Consider the following 22091-nt stretch of genomic DNA (forward strand, 5'->3'; position numbering starts at 1 on the left):
TCTGTGCAATACCTGCATTCGGTCAAGCGTCGGCCCGTCGCGCAACTCAAACAGCCGAACCGGGTGATGCAACTGTCGTGATCAACTGGGCCGTTCGGGTTGGAATTACCGGGTTGTTGCGCGGATTGCTTGAAATGCGCGAGCCGGCTTCTCCATACTTCAAATCGCGACCGAGAACGGGGAGACCGAGAGGCGGCCGAGCGCGTGAGGATCACTCAGTTCCCGACGAACGCGTGCTCCGGCGCGCCGGCCCGCCCCCCCTGGTCCCGGTCCCCAAAAATCCCCGGCCCGGTGTTGAACCCCGACTCGCACCGGGCCGGCCCGACCAATTCGTCCACAGTAGACTGACAAGGCGAGCCGCCGGAAAGGGCATCCGATGCATCGCGGCTCACCCCTCCCCACGTTCGGGATCGAAGAGGAGTTCCTGCTGCTGGATACCGAGACCGGCCGCCCGGCGCCACGAGCCGCCGAGGTCTTGGGCGACATCCCGGCGGTCGAAGGCGACGCCACGAGCACCTTCAAGACCGAGTTCGCCCGTTTCCAGCTGGAATCCAACACCCCAGTCTGCCGCACCGCCGGCGAAGCCCACGAACACCTACTCGCGGCCCGGCGCGCCCTCGTCGCCGCGGCCGATCGGCACAAGCTGCGGCTGGTCTCCACCGGGTACTCCCCGCTCGGCATCCCCGACCCCGTCCCGATCACCGACACTCCCCGATACCGGCGCATCATCGACCACTTCGGGCAGCTGCTGGACTCGCACACCACCACCGGCTGCCACGTCCACGTCGGTATGCCCGACCTGGCCACCAGCCTCGAGGTGTCCAACCACCTGCGCCCGCACCTCCCGGCGCTGCTCGCGCTCACCGCGAACTCCCCGTTCTACGACGGCCGGGACACCGGCCACGCCAGCTGGCGCACGGTCGTCTGGTCCCGGCTGCCGTCTGCCGGACCGCCGCCGATGCACCGGAATCCGGCCTCCTACCAACGCGCCGTCAACGCGCTGCTGGCCAGCGGCGCCGCGCTGGACCACGCCATGGTCTACTGGTTCGCCCGCCCCGCACCGCATCTGTCCACATTGGAAGTGCGGGTGGCGGACGCCGTCGCCACAGCGGAAGAAGTACTCCTGCTAGCGCTCCTGGTGCGCGCACTGGCCGCAGCGGCACTGCACGACATCGCCGAGGACCGCCCCGCACCCGAACTCCCCGACGAGCACCTCCGCCTCGCCACGTGGCGCGCCGCGCACGACGGACTGGAGGGGCGGGGCCTGGACGTGACCGGGGAGCTCAGACCTGCGCGATCCCTCCTGGACGAGACAGTCGAGGCGGCGCTGCCCGCCCTGGACGCCAGCGGAGACACCCGACTGGTGACCGACCTCCTCGACCGCGTGCTGCGGAATGGCAGCGGCGCTCACCGCCAGCGCTTGGCGCACGCCCGCCACAACGACATCGCCGACGTCATCGCGCTGCTCGCCGAGCAGACCCGCGCCACCCCGCCGAGGTAGGACGTTGTCCACATAGGACCTCCGAGAGCGCTGTCGAGCAGATCTCGCTGAGTGGATCTCCGTCCCGCCTCCTTGCTAGTGTCGATCAGCGAAGCGCGGCCCAACGAGGGAGGTCCAGCGATGGCGATCGGACCGGGAGCTCCGGCAGCTCCGCAGCGGATCGTCGACGCCGTTCTCTTCGACACCTTCGGCACCGTCGTCGACTGGAAGTCCGGCGTGACCGACGCCGTGGAGGCGATCGCCTACCGGTACGGATTCGAGGTCGACGCCGCCGAGTTCGCGCTGCGGTGGCGAGCGCGCTACCAGCGCTCGTTGGAGCCCATCCGCAGCGGCGCCCGGGAGTTCCGCAACCTGGACGAGCTGCACAGGGAGAACCTGATCGCCACGGCCGAGGAGATGGGCGTGCCCATCGAGCGGATCGAGGCGGCCGACGTGGAATGGCTCAACCGGGCTTGGCACCGGCTGGACGGCTGGCCGGACAGCGTGCCCGGGCTGACCGAGCTCAAGCGGCATTTCATCATCGGCCCGCTGTCCAACGGGCACCTCGCACTGCTGACCAACATGGCCAAGCACGCCGGGCTGCCCTGGGACGTCATCATCGGCTCGGACGTGACCCGGTCCTACAAGCCGGACCGGAACGCCTACCTCGGCGCGGCGCGGCTGCTCGACCTGCCGCCGCACCGGGTCATGCTGTGCGCGGCGCACAACTCGGACCTGGCCGCAGCCCGCAGCGCGGGTCTTCGGACGGCGTTCGTCGCGCGACCGCGGGAGTTCGGAACCACCCAGCGGTCCGACCTGCACGCCACCGACGCTTGGGACGTCATCGCCCGCGACATCCGCGACCTGGCGACCCAGCTGCGCGACCACGTCACCGCCTGACCACCACCGTGAGCGTTTTTGGGTGCCATAGCGCCCAAAAGTACTCACGGGAAACCGCGCAATCGCACGCCAAGGTCATCCGCGCCGCCACCGGTGCATGGCCGAGTTTGTGCGCGGCGAGCACCTCCAGCACCGGTGCAGCGCGTTGCGGTTGATCCCCAGCGAGCGCGCCATCTCGGTCAGCGTCTCGCCGTTCGGCCGCTCAGCCAAGTGCCAGAGGATGCGGATTCCCCGGTCGAGGGTGTGGGCACCCGCAACCGAGGATTCTCGGGTGTCTGCCACGCTCATCCGCCGCCTTGCCGTGCTGGTCGCGCTTACCCGGCAATCCTAAGCACCTGGCCAAAAGTCTTGTCCGAAACCTTCGGGTAGCCAGGGCGTGGTCCAGGGGGCTGCAGTGGCGAGTGTTTGTTCGGGGGTGCGACCGCGGAAGTAGGCGTGGGTTTGCCGGACACGGTCGGCCATGGTGGCGGGTGCGGTGTTGGCGATCCACTGTTTGAGCCCGGCCCAGACTCGCTCGACCGGATTGTCCTGCGGGCTGTACTTCGCGCCCTCGATCAGCATGAGGCGCGGGTGTTCGGCCAGCCACCGCTTGGTGATCCCGCTGTGGTGGGTGGATCCGTTGTCGCAGACAACGGCCACGACCGGCGCGTTGGGGTAGGCGTCGAGCAGGAGTTGGAGGAAGTAGCAGAACACCACGGAGACGTTCTTCACCGAAATGTGGTGGTGCCAGGCCCCGGTAGCGAGGTTGACGGCGCCGTGCACGGTGCGGCGAACGTTGCTGCCGGGAGTGAGAATCCTGTGTCGCAGGCCGGCGGGCATCCAGCAGGCCCGGACTCGGGCCAGTAGGTCGAGGTGGGTTTCGTCTTCGGCCAGTACGACCGATCCGGCGGGGAGAGCAGCGATGCGGGTCTGAATGTCGGCGCAGATGGTGTCGTGGTCGGGGTCTCCTTTGGCGATCAGGCGGGGGCGGCACCAAGTGGCTTGTTCGCGCAGCCGCCGGTAGAAGGTGCGCAGGCTCATCTGTGGTCGCCCGGCCGCACGCCAGACACGGTTGGTGGTCCAGGCTTTCGGGGTCTGTAACAGGTTTCGGATGCGTTGCCCGAGCCGTGGGCTGCCCAGGCGGGGCCGTCCACTGCGCGGCCGGTCGGGCAGCCCGTCGATGCCGTCGCGGGTGTGACGGCTGATCCATCGCCGCACGGTGACTGGGTCGTAGTGCAGTAGTTCGGCGATTTCGGGGGCACTCATCCCGGCTGCGGACAGCAGGATCATGACGATGCGGGCGGCGACACGCCACTGCCGGTGCAGGGCGGTGATCAGATCGCGGTGCTGTGCGGGGGTCAGGTCGGCGTAGATGTGTGCCGGGCGCATACTTGTTGTGGCCTCGTCGGGTCGATCCAGTTGTGGTGACCAGATCCAACCCGACGAGGTTCTTCACGTTCACAAGGGGTCTCACATCAGTAACAGACACAACTTCTGGCAACCTGCTTAGCCAACACCGGGCGGGGCGCAGGGCTTTGGTGCTTGCCCGGACGATCGCGCTCGACCGGATTCCAATGTCCACACCGGACGGGGCGCCGCGAATGGGATGTGCTTCGAACCGAACAGCTGATGCGGGACCACATGGCCTACACCCGCCGGGTGCTCGGCCCCCACCAGCCGACGAGCTGACCGACCGGCGCGTCAGTTGTAGCCGCGCACCAGGTGGCTCTCGTCCAGATCGAATTCCGCCTCGAACACAGATAGTTCATTCGACGCGTCCTCCGCGCCCTCCAGGTCCTCCCGGTCCTCCACATTGGATTCTTGAATCGACACGCGTTTCCTTCCTCTCAACTCTCCATCGACGGAGCAGCGAATTCTCGTACATCGAGCCGGGATTCCGAATCAGTCCACTGTCGGCGGGCAATGCGGCGGGGAAGACCGCTCGGGGTGCCCGGCGTGTTCGTGCGGAACATCTTCGGCCTCCTCATCGACGTACATCGTCGGTCAACGAGCCGGGTTCGCCAGGCACGGGTTCTCCAAGCAAACTCGAGGTCAAGGTATTACACCTCGATCTGCCGGACGGTGGCGGGTCGGTCAAGCGATTAACCTCGGCGCGGGAGCAACCTGCCACCTCCGGACCGACCTCGCGTTTCCGCCTGCGCTCCAGGCATTTCCACTGCACCGATCGGCGAACGACACCGGCCGGGCGGGTGCCGGGCGACCGGACACGCCGTTCGGCGGATGCCAAAGCGGTCGGACCGGCCGCACCCTGTCACCTGTCACCGATGTGCCTGAACGAAGTGGAGCTTGATGACCAGTTCGCCGGGAGGTCCGCAGGCAGCGAGCCAGGAGGTGGTCATCGCCGCGCTCCAGCACATGGTGCGAAGCCGTGATCTCGCTGCGCACCCGGAGACAACCGAGGCGTTGTCGCGCATCGCGCCGAATGCTGCAAGGTATGCGGTGTCACCCTCTTGTCCGAGAGTGTCAGATTTTTGTGGGCGGAGCGGTGATTGAGTTGCCCACTACAGATTTCGCGCGGTGTGTGACACCAATCCGGGGACCCGCCGCCCGGCGAACACGCAGGAACTCCTCCGCCACCTGCCCGGTGAGATCAGCGGCGTCCATCCCTGACTCTCGAGCCAGTCACTCAGGTCGGCCAGGAGATGCACGCGATCACAGATCGTGTCCAGCGCGTATTCCTGGCCGACCAAGTCACGACGCCACCCGTCCGCAAACGCGGCCAGCCGCCCCTTCACGACGATCCGCCTCGTAGCTCCTCCGCCTCCTCGGCACTTACCTACAAGACGGGAGGCGTCATGGATCACGATGTCGCGAAATTATCAGGAGCACCGGGACAGAGCACCCGGGCTACGCACGGTCACATAAGCCCTTTCGGCGTTACCGCACGCTCGTCATAAGCCACGAAATGCCGACCCGGCAAGGTCTACGCTGACGGCAGCGGTCACCGCCTGATCTTTGGTTGTCCTCACCAACACCATGATCAACGGTGGCCGCGCCCGTCCCCACACCACCCCGACCAGCAAAGATCTCAAAGTACTGTTGGAGCACTAAGCAGCCTGGTGGCGCTTCACGAGCATGACAAAGGCGGTTACAGACGAACACTCTGTTCGGCTTCGCGAGCGAAACGCTCGGCCGATTCGACGGAGTCAATGTAGGACATCAGGACTTTGGGATGCGCGAAGGTCGAGACCAAGCGGTCCGCGACCACACGCGACCGCAACGACGCGCCAAATAGGGTCTGAATCGCTTCGTTCGGAGGCTCGATGAGCATGTTCGAGAACGTCGAAAAATGTCTCCCCTCGCGCGCCCAGAACTGTTCGAATCGGTCCTCGTACCAATCCCGCCGCACTACTGGGCCATCCGGTTCGCGCAGGCCCTCGAGCAAGTCGTCGATCCCCCAGGCAGCGGCATTACCTCCTTGTCGCGCAGCAGGATCTAAAACCATTAGCACGTCACCAATTCCAAAGACAGGTCGACCGCTGGGCAGCGTCGCGACCGGTTTACGGACGAGCGGTCGCACCGCTCCGCGCAGCCATGCCTTCGGATCAGCTAGCCGCATGCCGCTGACATTGTCGGCCTCCCAACCTGCGAAGTCGGCAAAAATCGACTGAGCAACCTTCAATGCCTGCTCTCCGTCGCTGATCCCCGCGAAGCGGTCCATCGCGCCGCCGGGACGAGCCTCGATGAGCACCTGGTATACCGGCGTGTTGGTAAAATGGACCTGCGGGCCATAGAAGAGTTCGCCGTGTTCGGGGTTGAAACAGAACTTGATACGGCCGACGTTCTCCTCTTTGGGAGCCTGTATGCCACGAACAATAAGCAACAGCAGTTCTCGTTGCGGCTTCTCGTAGACGGTGCGAGCCTCGTCCAGTTCAAATAGACCGGACAGTGCTCCCCTACCTGTTGCGACGAACACCGCATCGTCCTGCTCAGCCCACTCTTCCAAGTCCTTCACGCCGGCGGAGTGGTAGACTACGTTTCCGTTGCGACGGATGAATGTCTCCAGGGCCCGTGAACATTTCAAGCGCGTGTCCACTGCTATGGCCGGAGCCTCGAAGTCGCCTTGGAAGTGCACGTCTATGTCGGCGCCGTTGGCACTTAGGGCGAAGTCCACCCCGCACGCCGAGTTGTTGAGCGTTATTCACGAGCGTTACCACCCAAGGCGGTAGAATTCGAGCGCTGCGATAATGCGGATGATGGTAGGCAGTTCGGCGAGGCGTCCCCGATAGCCGGTGGCGAGTATTTTCCAGTTCTTTACGTGGGCGATGCATCGCTCGACGGCAGACCGTATTGAGGAGATGGTCTTGTTGTTCGACTTGTCGTTTGTGGAGAGTTCACCGCCCTTGGGTTTCTTGCGTGGAGTGATCGCGTGAGTCCCTTGGTATGCGGGGTCGGCGATAGTAGGGGTGTCCGAGAGGCGATCTTCCCAACCGCACTCGTCGAATGCTTTGCGGTCATGCATCGAGCCGCGCATCGGCGCGGATATTCCCAACAGGTCACCATCGGTATCTGCTGCGATCTGGATGTTGAGGCCTGCGCGGCGGCGCTTGCCGGAGTAGTTGACCTCGTGACCAGCGCGGTTGCCGGTCGGGACATCGGTTCCGTCGACCAGGACGAGTCGGCCACGGATGGCATCCTTGAGATCTGGAATGTGCAGACATAATGCCTCCCCGATCAAGGGAAGAATCCCTCGATAGATCCGCGATACAGTCGGCTGGCTCAGACCGAATAAATCGCCGACAGCTGCCTGGTTTAAATTCTGTCGGACATACACCAAAGTGATCACGACAGCCCGATACAGTCCCACCGTCAGAGGCCACGGTTGCTTGCCGCGACACTGGACGATCTGCCAGATACGCACGACAAGCTCCTCGATCTGGTCAGCAGCAAGCCCTGTAGTAGACTGATAACGCAACGGCCCTACCTTTAAGTCGTCTTCTTTGGGAGAAAACGATCTTACCTGGTTGGGGTCGTTGCTCTATTTTGGGGTGATCACCCGCTGCCTGAATAACGCTCTGACTAGGGGTGCGATCGGCGATGAGCCGAACCTTCCAACCGCTGGCCATTAACCCATACGCCAGGTGAAGCCCTCCCTGGCCGGCGCCGACAATAGTGGCGCTACGAGCAGCACCGATCATGATGCCCATCCCAATTCGATAGGTCGAACAATCATTAATTAAACCTGGTCGTCATTCTCTATCGAGATACAGCCCGAAGGGCAGAATTGGGCAGCAAATCGCACGTCATCGCCATCAACCGCCTGCGGGCTGTCAACAAGTAAAACCACCAGCCCGTCACGTGGATCCTGACCGAAAACTTCTGGCAAAGTTTCCGCACACCTGCCGGTACCATAACAAAGATTACGATCAATGTTTATCTTCATTTCAACACCCTTGACTCAAGGCTACCATGTCACCGGCATTTCGTACGCGCCATATACGAGCATGTCGCCACGAAAAGGAATATTCTCGATTTCGGTCGCAAGTCGCAATGTGGGAAAACGACGGAACAAGCTAGCCAAGGCTATTTCCAACTCAACTCTGGCTAGAGCTTGACCGATACATTGATGAACACCGAGGCCGAATGCGAAATGTCGCCGCGCGTCACGATGCAAATCAATCGTAGCCGCGTCAGGGAAAACGCTTTCGTCATGATTGGCAGACAGTAGGCTGAATATTACCGCGTCGCCTTTGGCGATCAGTTGTCCACCCACCTCGACATCTTCCGAGGCAACTCGACCGTCACCCTGAATAACCGTGAAGAAACGAAGAAGCTCGTCGACAGCAGGCTTAAATAGACTAGGATCTTCCTTTAACATAGCCAACTGGTCGGCATCTCGTAGAAGGGCAAAGACACTCAGGCTAAAAGCTCCGGCCACGGTCTCACCCGCCGAGCGCGTCTCGCTTGGATCTTGGTCGCGTTTATTGAAAGATCACGCCTTGTGGTTGATGCGCTGTCGCAGCAGTTGGTTTCCAGCTAGTCGATCAGCTGCTTCCGCGAGCAGGCTAACGCCTGAGAAAGCGGCGTGTATCGGCTTGGTCAGGAGTCTCATGACGGAACCTCAGGCGGTGACTTGAAAGGCTAGCGCCGCTGATCCGACGAGTTGTCAACCAGTCACGACTGCTCCACGCGAATTTTTGGCATGACTCGATTTCACGGCGCCATGCGACATTGCTGCCAAAGATCGGCCTATATTGCATCAGCATTCACTTTGATCACTCCGGCTGGTATATACCGACGACTCGAACACTGCCTGAATCTGGACCATCCCGCAATCGCCCATCTATACCAGTGAATTTTAACCCTTATGCACGATCTTGCATACTCCGATCGGCCTCAAGCGGTGTGGTTCTGCGTATTGCGGGCGTCGGGCTCACCGACTGAAATAATCGGTTGACCTGGCGATATTGATTCTGCTGTCGGATCTCGTTGGTCGTTTGACGTCAGCCGTGTTGCCAACGGATGAATCCTCGGCGAACGCGTGACTTGCTTTCCGGTCAAGGCCAACACTGTTGCGTTTAGCGCTGTGGGTGGGAGAGTCTGGCGAAGCTGAGGCACCGGCGTGTCAACGCCACTGAACTCACAACCCTCACAGGGGTAGAGGCAGTACAGATAATGGAGGAGATTCCGCCCAACGATGCGCAATGCGCGCCGCCGTGAAAAACCTCGGCAACGCCATGCACCTGTGGTTCGAAGCCGACGTTCCACCCGGCGGATCTGGACGAAGCCATCAGGTATTACCGGGAAGCGCTCGATTCGGCGCGACGCACAGATCCGCAACGCCCGCCCTACTGGCCCATGATCGCCGGGCCTAGGACGTGTTTTATAAGCGGCGGCAGCCGCTTGCGGTGTGGGACTCAACTGGCACCGCCGCGGGTTCTCAGGGGCTGTGCCCGCCGAAGGGCTCTCGGCGAGGCCAGTCCCCGACGCGGTGAATTGGGCATTCATGATGTCGGGGATCCCGCAGTGAGAAGGCCTCTGAGGTTCCGCTACCCGCACCGCTACGCAAACCACTTTCGAAACAGGCCTTAGTCCCGTTCTGGTGCGAAGGCCTGCAGGATCGCCTGGCGCTTGTCGATGCGACCGCGCGTGGCGCTGCGCCCCCACGTCGCCAAAGTGTCCGCCTGGCTCACGCCCGCAGGATAACCCGAGCTGAACTCACCGGTTCAATCGGATAGCCATGGCCGATCCCATGTCATGGTGCAGAACGCTGGGACGCTACCTCCTGTGTTTACGTTGCTGCTTCGACGAGTTCAACGGTGGCCTGGTGCTTCGGGTTGGCGAGGACCTCCGCGGTTCCACCGTGTTCGGCGATTCTTCCTCCGTACACGATCACGAGTCGGTTCGCCAGGCTCGTCGCCACCGCGAGGTCGTGGGTGATCATCACCAACGCGCTGCCTGCGTCCCGGTGCAACTGGTTCAGCGCTTCGAGCAGTTCGGCTTGGGTCACGGCGTCCAGACCCGAGGTGATCTCGTCGCAGATCAGCAGGTCCGGTTCGCTGAGCAACGCGCGCACCAGGGCCGCCCGCTGGAGTTCCCCGCCCGACAGGCAGCGGGGCAGGCGCGCCGCGCTGGACTCCGGGACGCCGAAGCGGGCGAGGCCTTCGATCGCGCGGTTGCGGGCCGCCGGACCTGTTGCGCCGCGCAGCCTTTCGGCGGTTCGGGCGATCTGGTCGAGCACCGGGACGAACTCGTTGAACGACGCCCTGGCGTCCTGGAACACGTACTGGATCCGGGCCAGCTGGTCCCTCGTGCGTCTGCGGAGCCGGGGTGACAGCGTCTCGCCACCCAGCCGGATCTCACCCGCGCGGTACGGGTGCAGGCCCGCGATGCAGCGCGCGAGCGTTGTCTTGCCGCTGCCTGAACGCCCCACCACCGCGAGCTTGTCGCCGGCGTATATGTCCAGCGTGACCTCGTGCAACGTATCCACCCGGCCGTGGCCAGCGGTCACTTCCCGGACCGCCACCAGCGGTCGGCCCGTCTCAGCGGGGCTCCCTGCGGCGGCCAGATCGGGTTGCGCGGCGATCAGGCGCTTCGTGTACGGGTGCTGGGGTGAACCGAGCACCTCTTGGCTCGGCCCGGATTCCACGATGTTGCCGCTGCTCATGACCAGCACCTGGTGCGCCAGTGTCCGCACCAGGTCCAGGTCGTGGGTCAGCAGCAGGACTGCGATTCCTCGCGCCGCAACGGCTCTCAGCTCATCGACGAGCCGGCCGCGGGTGACCGCGTCCTGCCCGGTGGTCGGCTCGTCGGCGACGAGGACGCGCGGGCGGCCGATGAGCTCGTGGGCCAGCACGACGCGCTGCTGCTGCCCGCCGGAGAGCTGGTGCGGGTAGCGGCGCAGCAGCTTCTCACCATCCGGCAGCTGCGCTTGGCGCAGCGCTTCGAGCAACCGGGCGCGCACCAGCCGCTTACGGTCCGCGCGGGTATCGGCGTGGACGTGCAGGCGGGCGATCTCATGCAGCACCGGTCCGATGCGACGGACCGGGTTCAACGACGCCGACGGTTGTTGCAGGATGTAGCCGACGAGACCGGGTTCCGGCGGGTGGTCGGCATCCACCTCGAAGCCGGCGACTTCGACGTGACCCGTGACGCGCGCTGTGGCCGGCTGTTCACCGAGCAGCGCCAGCGCCGTGGTCGTCTTCCCGCTGCCGGACTCACCGACGAGCGCGGTCACCTCACCCGCGGCCAGGGCGAACGACGCCCCGGACACGATCTCGCGGTCGTCGTCGACGACGACGGTGAGGTTGCGGACGTTCACGACGGTCAACGTGCCTCCAGAGCGGTCGATCGATCGCGCAGCCACCGGTCGAAGGCCAGGTTCACGCCCACCGACAGCAGCACGATCAGCAGTGCGGGCAGCGCCACCGCCCACGGCTGGATGAACAGGCCGGTCCGGTTGCGGTCGACCATCGCCGCCCAGTCACTGGCCCCGGGCGAGATCCCGACGCCGAGGAAGCTCGCCGAAGCGACCAGATAGATCGCGCCGGTGAAGCGGGTGCCCAGGTCCGCGGCCAGCGTCCGGCACATCGCGCGGGCCACGTAACCCAGGCCGATGCGCAGCCTGCTCTCGCCCTGCAGGCGCATCGCCTCGACGGCGGGGCGGCTGGCCAGCGACAGCGCCGACGCGCGGCTGATCCGCACCACGTCCGGCAGGTTGATCAGCGTGACGATACCGATCAGCACCCAGGTGGCATCGGGTGCGATCGACGCGAGCAGCAACAGCATCAGCATCGACGGGATCGCCAGCACGAGGTCCAGCGGCCGCATTAGCACTTCGTCCAGGACACGGCTCTTCGTCATGCCCGCCGCCAGTCCAAGCGGAACCGCCAGCAGGTAGGTGCAGGCCGTAGCCGTCGCGGCGGTCAGCACCAGGGATCGTCCGCCCAGCAACACCTCGTTCCACACGTCCCGGCCGACGAAGTCGGTGCCGAACCAGTGCCCGCCGCCGAACGCGAAGGCCACGTCCTTGGCCGTGTCCCCGGAAGCGAACAACGGCCCGAACAGCGCCAGCAGGATTGGCACGCCCACGAGCACGGCGGGCAGCGCGTACCTGGTCACCGGCCCACCTCCGATGCCGGGGCCAGCGCGCGGGCCGCGATGTCCGCCGCCAGGTTGACCAGCACCGTGGTTCCGCCGAGCACCACCGCCAAGCCCTGGACAACCGGCAGATCCCGCGCCGAGACCGCCTCGACCAGGGTGGTTCCCAGACCGGGGACGACGAAGATCGCCTCGATCACGATCACGCCGCCGATCAACCAGTCCGTGGTCCGGGCCAGCTGCTGCACCGCCGGTGCGATGGCGTTGGGCAGCGCGTGCGCGAAGCGGACGCGGGCCGGCGCAAGTCCGAGCCTGCGGACGTGGCGCACGTACTCGGCTCGCTGCGCGTCGATCATGCCGGCCCGCACCAACCTGCTCAGCGAGCAGATCGGGCGCAGCAGCAGCACGAAGACCGGAAGGACCAGCACCGCGGGGTTGGCCAGCAACCCGGCGGATCCGACCGCGGTGGGCGGAAACCAGCCCAATTGCACGGCGAACACGGTCACCACCAGCACGCCCATCGCGAACTCCGGAGCCGAGTACAGGCCGAGGGTACCGCTGGTGATCAGGCGGTCGATCCGCCCTCCTTCGCGGTGCGCACCGAGCATGCCCAACACCACCGACAGCGGTACCAGCAGCGCGAGGGTCAACCCGGCCAGCAGCAGGGTCGGGCCCATCGCCGAGCCGATGATGTCGACCACAGCCCGGGGACCGACCAGCGAATGGCCGAAATCGCCGTGCAGCGCGCCGAGCAACCACCCGACGAGGCGCTGCCACGCGGGCTCGTCGAGACCGAGCTGTTCCCGCAGCAACTCGATGATCGCGGGGTCCGGGTTGTCACCGGCGATCGTCACGGCCGCATCGCCTGGCAGGGCCTCGGTCAGGAAGAACACCGCCGCCATCACCAGGAGGACCTGCGCCACGCCCAACAGCACCCGCCGGAGGACGTACCCGGTCACGCCAGCCACACCTTGTCGTAGCGGGCCCAGTCCAGGGTGTTGGCCGGGGCCCGGTCGTCGATGCCGCCGACGTTCGGCGCCGACGCCACGATCCAGTCGGAGACGCCCCACCACAGGAAGCCACCCTCGCGGTGGAGCTGGTCCTGCATCTGGAAGTACAGCTGCTCCCGCCGGGCATCGTCCGCTGTGGACTGCGCTTCCTGGTAGAGCGCGTCGAATTCCGGGCGCTGCCACTTGGTGTTGTTCGTTGTCGACGTCGTCAGCAACCGCTGCGAGATGTGCGACTCCAGCGGCATCGCGCCGGACCGGTAACTGGCCATCACCCCGTTCTTGGCGATGTCGGACCAGTAGGTGTCCTTGTTGCCCAGCCGCACGTTTAGGTTCAGCCCGGCCTGCCTGGCCTGGTCGCTGATGGCCAGCGCCGCCTCCTTCAGCCCGGTCGAGGTGTCGGAGGTGTCGAGGTCGATCGTCAGGCCCTCGGCGCCCGCCTGCTTGATCAGGGCACGGGCCCTGTCGAGGTCCTGGGTGCGCTGCGGCAGCGCGTCGGCGTAGTACCGGTAGCCCTTGCCATAAACGTCGTTGCAGAGTTGCCCGGAGCCCTGCAGCACGGACCTGACCAGCTCGTCCCGGTTCACCAGGTGGAACATCGCCTGGCGCAGCTCGGGTCGGTCGAACGGCGGCCGGTCGGTCTTCATGACCAGGCCGTGGAAGTTGCTCAGCGGCAGCCGGTGCACCCGCACCCGGCCGGTGTTCTCGTGCGTGCGGGCGCTGGTCGGGGTCAGGTCGTGGGCGTACTCGACCTGGCCTCCCAGCAGCGCGTTGACCCGGGCCGCCTCGTCGTTGGTCACGACGATCTCCAGCTCGTCCAGGTGCGGTGTTCCCTCCCAGTAGTCGGGGTTGCGGGCCGCCACGAAGTTGCGGCCGGGCGCGAAGGAGACGAACCGGAACGGGCCGGAGCCGACCGGCCGGTCGAAGTCAGTCGTGCCCTCCGGGATGATGTAGGCGCCCAGGGTGGCGAGCGCGTTGGGGAACTCCGCGTACGGCCGCTTGAGGCGGAACTCGACGGTGCGGTCGTCGATCGCGCGGCTGCCCGGCAGGTCGATCACCGCAAGACTGGCCTTCGCCCTGCGGCTGCTGCTCGGCTCCACGATCCGCGCGTAGCTGGCCAGCACGTCACTGGCGCGCACCGGTCGGCCATCGTGAAAAGCCGCCTGCCGTAACGTGATCCGCCAGGCGAGCAGGTCCTGGCTGGCCTCCCAGCGCTCCGCCAGCCGGGGCTGCGGGGACATGTCCGAGCCGTAGTCGGCGAGCTTCTCGTAGAGCGCCTTGGCGCGGGCGATCTCGATGTAGAGGTCGGTTTCGTGCGGGTCGAGCACCTCTGCCGCGCCACCGCCGGAGAACGCCGCACGCAACCGGCCACCGGGACGCGGTGGGCCGACCGCTGCGACTCCGGCTCGGCCGGCGCAGCCGACGAGCACCGCTACGGAACCCGCCGCCGTCAGGCCCAGGAAGCCGCGTCGGCTCAGGCCGCGAGCAGGTCCGGATTCGTGCATGCTGCGTTTCTCCATTCGATGTCGGCCCACGCCGAGAATTTTTGATAACGATATTGGTTTTCATTTAAGTCGCCAAGGGACTGCGCTGAGGCGCGCCTCACTCGTTGCGCCGCAGCACCACGTGCAGCCGATCGCCGCTGAGCCGGGTGGACAGCTCGGCGTCGCGCCGCCACGGGGTTTCGGCGCGCGGGCCGGGCTCGTCGAACATCGCGACCACCGCGAACCCGTGCCGAACCGCGAAGTACCTTAGTTCTTGGGGGAACAGCAGCCGCCAGGCCGAATGCTGGGTCAACGGCTCGACGCGTCCCGGCCAGTCCCAGCGGCGTTCCCGCCGCAGGAGCTGGTCCTCGTGGTCGATCCACAGGCGCGTGCGCGACCGGTACTCCACCCCGTCCCAGACGACCACCTGTTCCCGGACCTCGTCGAGCAGTTCGGTGTTGCCCAGGAAGAACGCGCCGTTGCGCATCTCCGCGATCAGCAGCCCACCCGGCCGCAGGTGCTGGTGACATCGCCGCAGGAAGGCATCGATGTCGTCGTTGGAGTGGCAGTACAGGAACGCGCTGTCCAAGCAGGTGATGACGTCGAACCGGGGCCGTGGGTCCTTCGGGTTGCCATGACCGCCCAAAAGCCTCGCGGTCTCGAACGACCGCATGTCGGCCACCACGAAATCCGCCCCCGGGCAGTGCGCCTGCGCGTGCTCCACCATCTGCGGCGAGGAGTCCAGGCCCGTGACCCGGTAGCCGTGCGCGCTCCAGTAGCGGGCGTCGCGGCCGGTGCCGCAGCCCACGTCCAGCAGGTCTCGCCCGTTTCCGAAGCGGTGCACGAGGTCGTCGACGAACCGCGCCGCGAGGTGTCCGGGGTCCGGGAAGCGCTGCTCGTAGATGACTGGGTTGTCGGTCAGGAAGTTGGCGCTGACGATGTTGGGGTGCAAAGGGATTCTCCCGTTCTCCGGACTGGCCCGATACCACCGCGCCGATCCAGCGCCAGCACGGCCAGCGCCGAGCACAGTCCGATTAGGACGCACAGTGTCGAGGGCAACCACGTCCACTCGTCGCCGGAGAGGTCAGTCAGCCAGCCGATCAGCGCATTGCCAGCTGCGGCAGTCACCCCGGAAACCAGGTAGAAGACGCCGAAGTAGGTGCCGGACAGCTCCGGCCGCCCGAACGACGGGATCAGCTCGTAGACGAAGGGCTGCGCGAGCATCACGCCGAACGCCAGCAACAACGCCGTGACCAGCACAGGGGCAAGTCGGGCGGAGATCTCGCCGACGCCCGCCGCAGGCGTTGCGGGGACGACGGCTGCGGCCACCGCGGTGGCGACGAAACCCGCGCCCATCAGCCCCAAGCCGACGGCGATGGATGTGCCGCGGCCCCACCGGCGCTGGAACAGTTCGGTGATCCGCACCTGCAACGCCAGGGTCGCCGCCGTGGAGACCAGGAAGATCACCGCCACGGCACCGGACCAGCCGGTGAGCCGCTCGGCCTGCATCGGCAACACCAGATAGAGCTGGTTCTGCAGGGCGAACATGCCGGTGAGCGCCCCGGTGAAGGCCAGGAACCGGCGATCGGTGAGGACCCCGCGCCAGTCGGTCAGCACCGAGGTCGTGGGGGGCTCGACGCGGCGAATCGGCAGCACCGCGACCTGCGCGACGGTCAGCAGCGCGAAGACCACCGCGGCGGCCACTGCCGACAGCCGGAACCCGGCCACCAGCAACGCGCTCCCCAGCAACGGCCCCAACAAGGCCCCGGTGCTCGCGAAGATGTTGAACAGCGAAAACGCCTCGGCACGCCGGTCACCCGCCTCCTGCGTGAGATAGGCGCGCACGGCCGGGTTGAAAAGCGCCCCGGCCAACCCGCTCAGCACAGATGCCAGCAACAACACCGGCAACGACGTGCCGAACGCGAACACGCCGAAACCCACCGCGCGCAACGCGCACCCGGCGACTATGACGCCCCGCGCGCCCAACCGGTCCGCTGCCGAACCGCCGAGCAGGAACAGCCCCTGCTGGCTGAGGTTGCGCACGCCGAGCACCACCCCGACCAGCAACGCCGACATGCCCAGGTCGTGGCCCAGGTACCCGGCCAGGTACGGGATCAGCAGGTAGAAGCCGGTGTTGACGCCGAGTTGGTTGACCAGCAGCACCTGCACGGCCGGCGGGAAGCTCCGGATCAGCCGCCAGGTCCTCACGACAACTCCGCTGGACGCACTCCCAGCCCGAGATCGCCGGCGAGCCGCAGCACCCCGTCGGCACCGCCGATCCCGGTCCACGGGTCGTGCGCCAACAACAGGTGCCCGTCCAGGTCGACCCAGCGGGCGAACCCGGTTAGGTGCACCGCCGGAGCGATACCGAGCGAACTCGCCACCAGGCACCCGAGCATGATGTCCACGCCGTTACTCCGGGCGAGGTCGATGATTTCCCGCGCGGCCCGGATTCCGCCGCACTTCGGCAGTTTCACGTTGACGCCGTGCACCCGCGGCCCCAGGACGCGCACATCATCGACGGTGGCGGCGTCCTCGTCCGCGATGACCGGCACCGGCGACCGAGCGGCCACCTCCGCGAGCACGTCCGGCGTGCCCGGCTTGATCGGTTGCTCGACCGCTTCGATCCCGAACTCCTCGACGGCCTTGAGCATTCGCACCGCCTGCTCGGGTTCCCACGCTCCGTTCGGGTCCAGCAGCAGGCGGGTGTCGGGGGCGGCCTCGCGGATCGCCGCCAGACGGGCGAGTTCCCGCCGCTGCTCCCCCGCGCCGAGCTTGACCTTGAGCACGGTGAAGCCCCGGGCGGTGAGCTCGCACGCGGTCCGCGCGGCGGACTCCGTCGGCATGATGCCGATCGTGTAGGCCGTCGGCGTCGGTTGCCAGCGGGCCTCACCCAGCACTTCGAAGACCGGCACGCCGCGAAGCCTGGCGACAAGGTCGTGCAGCGCCGAGTCCAGCGCGGCCGACACGCCAGGCGCGCAGTCCAGCGGCTGGATCTGGTCCGGATCATCCACGCCTGCCAGCACTTCGCGGGCGGCGGCCAGCTCCGTCTCGATGCGTTCGACCGTCAGCCCGTAGTACTCGCTGGTGACGACCTCGCCGTGGCCGATGACGCCGTCGTGCTCGACCTCCACCGTGACCGCATCTCGCTCGGACATCACCGATCGGGAGATGCGGAACGGCTCACGCAGCGCGAGGCTGCGCACCACCCACCGCAGCTTCATGCGGGAACCTCCATCGCCAGCAACGGATCCGAGACGATCCGGCACCTCGTCCACCCCGTCGCCTCCACCGCGGGGTGCGCGATCTCCACCGGCCGGTTTGCCGTCGGCCGGTTCAGCAGGCCACGCGCGCGGCAGTAGTCGTCGTCGAAGATCGTGCTCAGGTAGCGGTGCGGACCGTCGGGGAACACCGTCACCACGTTCGCGCCCGGCTCGACCCGCGCCGCCCAAGCCGAAACCAGCGCCACCGCCCCGGTGCTCCAGCCGCCGGTGATGAAGGCCTGCCTGGCGAGCGTGCGACAGGCCTGCACCGCCTCGCCAGGGCCGACCCAGTGCACCTCGTCGAACTGTCCATATGCGACATTGCGCGGGTGGATACTGCTGCCCAGTCCGCGCATCAAGCGCGGCCGGGCGGGCTGACCGAAGATCGTCGAGCCGACGGTGTCCACCCCGATCAGCCGCACCCGCGGCCAGCGGCGCCGGATCGCGCGGACCGTGCCCGCGCTGTGCCCGCCGGTGCCAACGCTGCACACCAGCACGTCCACCTGGTCGATCTGCCGGGCGATCTCCTCGCCCATCGCCTCGTAACCCGCCGGGTTGTCCGGGTTGTTGTACTGGTCCGGCCAGAACGACTCCGGCAGCTCGCGGCGGATCTGCTGCACCCGATCCAGCCGGGCCTGCTGCCATCCGCCGACGGGGTGCGGCCTGTCGACCACTTCGAGGCGCGCGCCGTGCGCCTTGAGCAGGGCCCGCATGGTCGGCTCCAGCTCCTCGTCCACGACCAGCACCACCGGATGTCCCAGCGCCTGCCCGGCGAAGGCCAGGCCGACGCCGAGCGTCCCGCTGGTCGACTCCACCACGGCCGCTCCCGGCCGCAGCTCGCCGCGGCGGCAGGCCCCGGTGAGCATCGACACCGCCGCACGGGCCTTCATCCCGCCCGCGCTCAGGCACTCGAGCTTCGCCCAGAAGCCCGGCTGCGGTTGCGGCAGCGCGGCGCTCACCCGCGCCAGCGGCGTGTCCCGGAGCAGGCCGAGCAGATCCGGATTACCCCACATCAGCACGCCTCCTGGCGGTAGCGATAGATCGTGCTGGGGCCGCCGTCGAGCCAGAAGAACGGATAGGGCTCCGCCGAGACAGCGGTGACCCCGTCGCCCAGGAAGCACGGCAAGATGCCGCTCGCGGACTGCGCGAACATGACCAGCGGCTTGCCCGTGGCCCTCGCGTGGTCGAGCAGCGGTTGGAAAGTGCCGTTGCCGACGACCATGCCCGAAGCCAGCACGGCGGCGCAGTCGCCGAGGGCCGCGACGGCATCGGTGGTGACCGGCTCGCCCCACTCGGTTTCGCCGCCCTTGTAGTCACACGCGACGTAGCTGTTCCCGCGCTCGCGGAGGTGCTGCAGCAGCGAGTTCACGACGCCGATGACCAGCACCCGCCGACCTGGCCCGACTGGCAGCAGGTCCACCACCGATTTGGCGCGGTGCAACGACTTCTGGAGCGAGTTCCCCCGGCCGATGACGACTTCCTCTGCATGGCTGCGATGCGGGCGCACCCACTGCAGGTAGGCGTCGAGCGCGGCGGTGCGCACCGGCAGTAACGGGCTCCGCAAGAGCTCCCGGATCGGCATCCCGACGTAGTCGAGGACGGCTTCGTCGGATATCTCGCCCGGTTCCACCGCGCACGACCCCACCGCGTCCTCGACCCGCAGGCTCAGCACGTGGTTGCGGTACGAGCGTTCCCTCGCCGCGTGCCGCACGCCCTGTTGCGTCAGGAACCCGACGCTGACCTCTACCCCTGCGGTTCCGAATCGTCCGCTGAGGACCTCTGCGGTCAGTTCCTCTACCGAATGCGGCGTCACTCGCCGGCCTCCGCGGCGTAGCGCACGTCCAGACCGGCGACGAACGAATCGGCGTGACGCCGCGCCTCGCCCCGGCTCCCGCTGGTGACCATCACATGCCCGAGGTAGTTGTTGTTGCTGATAGCTGCGCCCGTCCGGTGCCCGGCCTCCTTGACGACCCAGTCCACCACCGCGGGATCGGCTGCCAGCGCGTCGAGCCCGCCGATCTCGGTGATGGTTCCCTCCCTGGGCGGGAGCAGGAACGAGATCGCCGCACTTCCCGCACCGGTGTCGACGCGGTGCAGATCGGGCTTCTCCCCCAACGCGAGCTGGGCGTAGACGGCCGCCAGGTCGATGCCGGTCACCCGCCGGATGAGCTCGGTGATCTGGTTTCCCGCCGGGCGCGGGTTCACCTCGACGACCCGGGGCCCCGCTGGTGTGATCTTGATCTCGGTGTGTCCGACGACGTTGTCCAGCCCGAGCGCTTCGATGGCGGCGACTGCCGTTCCCGCCACTGCTTCCTCGGTGTCGGGATCGAGCGCGGCCGGGAACATGTGCCCGGTCTCGACGAACCACGGCTCACCGGCGACGCTCTTGTCCGTCACACCGACGACCGTCGTTTCACCCCGGAACGTGACCGTCTCGACGCTCACCTCCGGACCGGTGAGCAGCTCCTCCAGCAGCACGACCGGATTCCGCTGTTGCCCGCGGGCGTTCACCGGGAAGCCCTGTAGGGCGGCGTGTGCCTCGCGCAGCTGCGCCGGTCCGTCCACTTTGCGCACGAACATGCCCGCGCACAGGTCGACCGGTTTGACCACGAGGGGGTATCCCAGCGCTTCGGCGGCTTCTTCGAGTCCGCGGGCGGTCTCGGCGAGGGCGAACGCCGGGCCCGGCACACCGGCCTCACGAAGGGCCTTGCGGGTGAGGTCCTTGGAGCATGCGCGCTCAATCGCTTCCGGCGGCGCCCCCGGCAGCCCCAGCCGTTGGGCGGCCCTTGCTGCTGCAGCCAGGTAGTAGTCGCAGGACGTCAGCACCCCGTCGAATCCGAGGACTGCTTGCAGGCTCTCGAGGTGGCGCAGCAAGTGCTGGACGTCGTTGGTCTCGACCGTGAACAGGTTGTCGGCGCTCAGCAACGGATGCGGGCCGGTCATGGGTTTTGCACGCAGGTAGTGCTGGAGGTCGCGGGTGACGAAGCTGAATCGGTGGCCGCCCTCTCTGATGCTCCGCGGCAGCAACGTGCTCATCGCACCTACCCAGCTTTCCACCAACAACAGGTGGCCCACGCCAACTCCCTCCGAGCGGTTATGATCAACGATCGGCGATGATAATCGTTTTCACTCTGGTGCGGCAACTCGCCCTCGGATGAATAACCCGCGCCCACCGACGAAACCGACCGTCACCAGGGAGGTTGGTCGGGTGGCCGAATCCCTCGTCCAATACGTGTTCGGACTGTGGCGTCGCGATTCCGGCGGAAGTGCCCTCTGGCATCGCGGTCGAGGCCCGAGACGGGATGGCCGGCGCGATGAGCGCGGCGGGGCGGCTGGCCGACCAGGCGATCGTGCTCGCCCCGGCACGAGAGGCGTTCACCAGCGGTCTCCATGCGGTTTCCATCGTCGGCGCCACCTTCGTGATCCTCTTCGCGGTCATCGGCATGGTGGTGCCGCGCAAGCGCTCCCGGCCCGAGCCGGAACCGGCGGCCTGCACACCCGAGGTGACCGCCGCCTGAACGCCTTTAGATGCGGTGGTCGTCGGTCAGCTCGCCGGCCTTGGCCAGCAGGTCGTCGGCCAACCGCGTCGGGACCAAGCCGAATCGTTCGTCGTAGGCCGCGACGACCTCTGCTTCGAAGTCGTCGAGTGATACGCCGGGCGACTCCGCGGCCACCGAGCCCACCGAGTCGTCGTCGAAGGGCAGATCCAGGTGCCGGTAGACGTCGGTCAGCAGCGGGCGCAGCACTTCGGCGTCGTCGAAGATCGCCACCGCGCTGAACAGCCATGCGCCCCGCACCATCCGCTGCGCCGTGCCGACCAGCTTCACGCGGCCCCTCGCGTTCACGCTGTGCGCGCCCGGGCAGTACTCCCCCGGCACCGCACCGACCCGCGCGCCGACGCCGTGGTTGCGCAGCACCCCGGCCCACAGCTCGGCGTAGCCCTCGAACCGCTCGTCCATGCCCGCCAGGTAACCGGGGTCGGTTCCGACGTGATCGACCACCAGCGACCGCTCGGTGTAGGCCACCGCACGTCCGCCCGGGGCGCGCAGGACCGGCGTGAACCCGGCGTCCCGAACGGCGCGGACCGCGCCGGGAAAGCCGGGCAGCAGCGTGTCCCGCCGTCCGAAGGCGACGACCCGGGCGCCCGGCCGGTACACCCGCAACGCAGGACCCGACTCGCCTCGGCTGACGCGGCGCAACATCGCATGCGCTACCGCGACCTCCAGCGCCTGATCCGCGCCAACCCCGAGCGCACCGCGAAAGAGCTCCACGGGCCGATTCTACTGGCCGGAAGATCGCCAGCTCACCGGCCGAAGCCCGGGCGAGCTCTGGAGCCTTGAACCCGGCGGTCCACACCACGTTGTCGGCGCCGAGCTGTCCGCCGTCGGCCAGCACCAAGCCGGCCGCGCGCCGCGAA

The 22091-nt window shown here is 66.9% G+C and carries 21 protein-coding genes; 3 read left to right on the top strand and 18 right to left on the bottom strand.

Going from position 1 to position 22091, the window contains the following annotated elements; translation table 11 throughout:
• The first annotated feature begins 376 nt into the window (after nucleotides 1-376).
• Both FDZ84_RS32090 and FDZ84_RS32095 read left to right on the top strand, forming a co-directional pair.
• Complete coding sequence (locus FDZ84_RS32090; protein WP_168588907.1) at nucleotides 377-1501, top strand: glutamate--cysteine ligase; 1125 nt, start codon at nucleotides 377-379, stop codon at nucleotides 1499-1501.
• Between the two features lie 120 nt (nucleotides 1502-1621).
• Nucleotides 1622-2380, top strand: coding sequence for a haloacid dehalogenase type II (locus FDZ84_RS32095; RefSeq protein ID WP_168588908.1), 759 nt, complete (start codon nucleotides 1622-1624; stop codon nucleotides 2378-2380).
• Nucleotides 2381-2455: 75 nt separating this feature from the next.
• Here the strand turns inward: FDZ84_RS32095 and FDZ84_RS32100 are convergent, their stop codons facing one another.
• The 17 genes from FDZ84_RS32100 to FDZ84_RS32175 all read right to left on the bottom strand — a co-directional run bounded on the left by FDZ84_RS32100 (nucleotide 2456) and on the right by FDZ84_RS32175 (nucleotide 20749).
• Nucleotides 2456-2668 (bottom strand): helix-turn-helix domain-containing protein, encoded by a 213-nt coding sequence (locus FDZ84_RS32100; RefSeq protein WP_168588909.1) that lies wholly within the window; start codon nucleotides 2666-2668, stop codon nucleotides 2456-2458.
• A 39-nt stretch (nucleotides 2669-2707) separates the two neighbouring features.
• Nucleotides 2708-3748 carry an IS630 family transposase gene (locus FDZ84_RS32105; RefSeq protein ID WP_168585154.1) on the bottom strand — a complete coding sequence of 347 codons (1041 nt, stop codon included), beginning with the start codon at nucleotides 3746-3748 and terminating at the stop codon, nucleotides 2708-2710.
• Nucleotides 3749-4060: 312 nt separating this feature from the next.
• A complete protein-coding gene (locus tag FDZ84_RS40220) occupies nucleotides 4061-4192 on the bottom strand; it encodes a hypothetical protein (protein ID WP_256413597.1) in 132 nt (43 codons plus the stop codon).
• 1276 nt (nucleotides 4193-5468) lie between these two features.
• Nucleotides 5469-6494, bottom strand: coding sequence for a styrene monooxygenase/indole monooxygenase family protein (locus FDZ84_RS32110; protein ID WP_168588910.1), 1026 nt, complete (start codon nucleotides 6492-6494; stop codon nucleotides 5469-5471).
• Nucleotides 6495-6530: 36 nt separating this feature from the next.
• Nucleotides 6531-7295: a transposase family protein gene (locus FDZ84_RS32115; protein ID WP_168584374.1), complete on the bottom strand. Its 765-nt coding sequence runs from the start codon at nucleotides 7293-7295 to the stop codon at nucleotides 6531-6533.
• A gap of 261 nt (nucleotides 7296-7556) precedes the next feature.
• Nucleotides 7557-7763 carry a ferredoxin gene (locus FDZ84_RS32120; RefSeq protein ID WP_168588911.1) on the bottom strand — a complete coding sequence of 69 codons (207 nt, stop codon included), beginning with the start codon at nucleotides 7761-7763 and terminating at the stop codon, nucleotides 7557-7559.
• A 21-nt stretch (nucleotides 7764-7784) separates the two neighbouring features.
• Nucleotides 7785-8258 carry a cytochrome P450 gene (locus tag FDZ84_RS32125; protein WP_168588912.1) on the bottom strand — a complete coding sequence of 158 codons (474 nt, stop codon included), beginning with the start codon at nucleotides 8256-8258 and terminating at the stop codon, nucleotides 7785-7787.
• A gap of 1353 nt (nucleotides 8259-9611) precedes the next feature.
• Nucleotides 9612-11141, bottom strand: a complete 1530-nt coding sequence (locus FDZ84_RS32130) for an ABC transporter ATP-binding protein (protein ID WP_246869261.1) — start codon at nucleotides 11139-11141, stop codon at nucleotides 9612-9614.
• Between the two features lie 5 nt (nucleotides 11142-11146).
• Nucleotides 11147-11941, bottom strand: coding sequence for an ABC transporter permease (locus FDZ84_RS32135; RefSeq protein WP_210435256.1), 795 nt, complete (start codon nucleotides 11939-11941; stop codon nucleotides 11147-11149).
• Nucleotides 11938-12879 (bottom strand): ABC transporter permease, encoded by a 942-nt coding sequence (locus FDZ84_RS32140; protein WP_246868579.1) that lies wholly within the window; start codon nucleotides 12877-12879, stop codon nucleotides 11938-11940. The genes FDZ84_RS32135 and FDZ84_RS32140 overlap by 4 nt, the downstream gene beginning before the upstream one ends.
• Nucleotides 12876-14432, bottom strand: coding sequence for an ABC transporter substrate-binding protein (locus FDZ84_RS32145; RefSeq protein WP_168588913.1), 1557 nt, complete (start codon nucleotides 14430-14432; stop codon nucleotides 12876-12878). The genes FDZ84_RS32140 and FDZ84_RS32145 overlap by 4 nt, the downstream gene beginning before the upstream one ends.
• 97 nt (nucleotides 14433-14529) lie before the next feature.
• Nucleotides 14530-15363 carry a bifunctional 2-polyprenyl-6-hydroxyphenol methylase/3-demethylubiquinol 3-O-methyltransferase UbiG gene (locus FDZ84_RS32150; protein WP_246868580.1) on the bottom strand — a complete coding sequence of 278 codons (834 nt, stop codon included), beginning with the start codon at nucleotides 15361-15363 and terminating at the stop codon, nucleotides 14530-14532.
• Complete coding sequence (locus tag FDZ84_RS32155) at nucleotides 15330-16619, bottom strand: MFS transporter (protein ID WP_168588914.1); 1290 nt, start codon at nucleotides 16617-16619, stop codon at nucleotides 15330-15332. Before FDZ84_RS32155 ends, FDZ84_RS32150 begins: the two co-directional genes overlap by 34 nt.
• Nucleotides 16616-17635 (bottom strand): dipeptide epimerase, encoded by a 1020-nt coding sequence (locus FDZ84_RS32160; RefSeq protein ID WP_168588915.1) that lies wholly within the window; start codon nucleotides 17633-17635, stop codon nucleotides 16616-16618. Before FDZ84_RS32160 ends, FDZ84_RS32155 begins: the two co-directional genes overlap by 4 nt.
• On the bottom strand, nucleotides 17632-18687 hold the full coding sequence (locus tag FDZ84_RS32165; protein ID WP_168588916.1) for a PLP-dependent cysteine synthase family protein: 1056 nt from the start codon (nucleotides 18685-18687) through the stop codon (nucleotides 17632-17634). Before FDZ84_RS32165 ends, FDZ84_RS32160 begins: the two co-directional genes overlap by 4 nt.
• The gene (locus FDZ84_RS32170) at nucleotides 18687-19487 is read right to left on the bottom strand and encodes a Rossmann-like domain-containing protein (RefSeq protein ID WP_168588917.1); all 801 of its coding nucleotides are present in this window, start codon (nucleotides 19485-19487) and stop codon (nucleotides 18687-18689) included. Before FDZ84_RS32170 ends, FDZ84_RS32165 begins: the two co-directional genes overlap by 1 nt.
• Complete coding sequence (locus FDZ84_RS32175) at nucleotides 19484-20749, bottom strand: ATP-grasp domain-containing protein (RefSeq protein WP_168588918.1); 1266 nt, start codon at nucleotides 20747-20749, stop codon at nucleotides 19484-19486. The genes FDZ84_RS32170 and FDZ84_RS32175 overlap by 4 nt, the downstream gene beginning before the upstream one ends.
• 191 nt (nucleotides 20750-20940) lie before the next feature.
• On the opposite strand from FDZ84_RS32175, the gene FDZ84_RS32180 reads away from it, so the two are divergent.
• A complete protein-coding gene (locus tag FDZ84_RS32180) occupies nucleotides 20941-21192 on the top strand; it encodes a hypothetical protein (RefSeq protein WP_210435257.1) in 252 nt (83 codons plus the stop codon).
• 6 nt (nucleotides 21193-21198) lie between these two features.
• Here the strand turns inward: FDZ84_RS32180 and FDZ84_RS32185 are convergent, their stop codons facing one another.
• A complete protein-coding gene (locus tag FDZ84_RS32185; RefSeq protein ID WP_168588919.1) occupies nucleotides 21199-21945 on the bottom strand; it encodes a lipoate--protein ligase family protein in 747 nt (248 codons plus the stop codon).
• Nucleotides 21946-22091: the final 146 nt, after the last annotated feature.

This window comes from Saccharopolyspora sp. ASAGF58 (assembly GCF_012277335.1).
In the GTDB taxonomy this organism is placed as follows: domain Bacteria; phylum Actinomycetota; class Actinomycetes; order Mycobacteriales; family Pseudonocardiaceae; genus Saccharopolyspora; species Saccharopolyspora hattusasensis.

What these genes read in the sequence shown, in the direction of transcription:
- FDZ84_RS32095 (WP_168588908.1), top strand. Translation starts at nt 1,622, where the DNA reads ATGGCGATCGGACCGGGAGCTCCGGCAGCTCCGCAGCGGATCGTCGAC.
- FDZ84_RS32120 (WP_168588911.1), bottom strand. Translation starts at nt 7,763, where the DNA reads ATGAAGATAAACATTGATCGTAATCTTTGTTATGGTACCGGCAGGTGT.
- FDZ84_RS32100 (WP_168588909.1), bottom strand. Translation starts at nt 2,668, where the DNA reads ATGAGCGTGGCAGACACCCGAGAATCCTCGGTTGCGGGTGCCCACACC.
- FDZ84_RS32090 (WP_168588907.1), top strand. Translation starts at nt 377, where the DNA reads ATGCATCGCGGCTCACCCCTCCCCACGTTCGGGATCGAAGAGGAGTTC.
- FDZ84_RS32160 (WP_168588915.1), bottom strand. Translation starts at nt 17,635, where the DNA reads ATGAAGCTGCGGTGGGTGGTGCGCAGCCTCGCGCTGCGTGAGCCGTTC.
- FDZ84_RS32165 (WP_168588916.1), bottom strand. Translation starts at nt 18,687, where the DNA reads ATGTGGGGTAATCCGGATCTGCTCGGCCTGCTCCGGGACACGCCGCTG.
- FDZ84_RS32145 (WP_168588913.1), bottom strand. Translation starts at nt 14,432, where the DNA reads ATGCACGAATCCGGACCTGCTCGCGGCCTGAGCCGACGCGGCTTCCTG.
- FDZ84_RS32105 (WP_168585154.1), bottom strand. Translation starts at nt 3,748, where the DNA reads ATGCGCCCGGCACACATCTACGCCGACCTGACCCCCGCACAGCACCGC.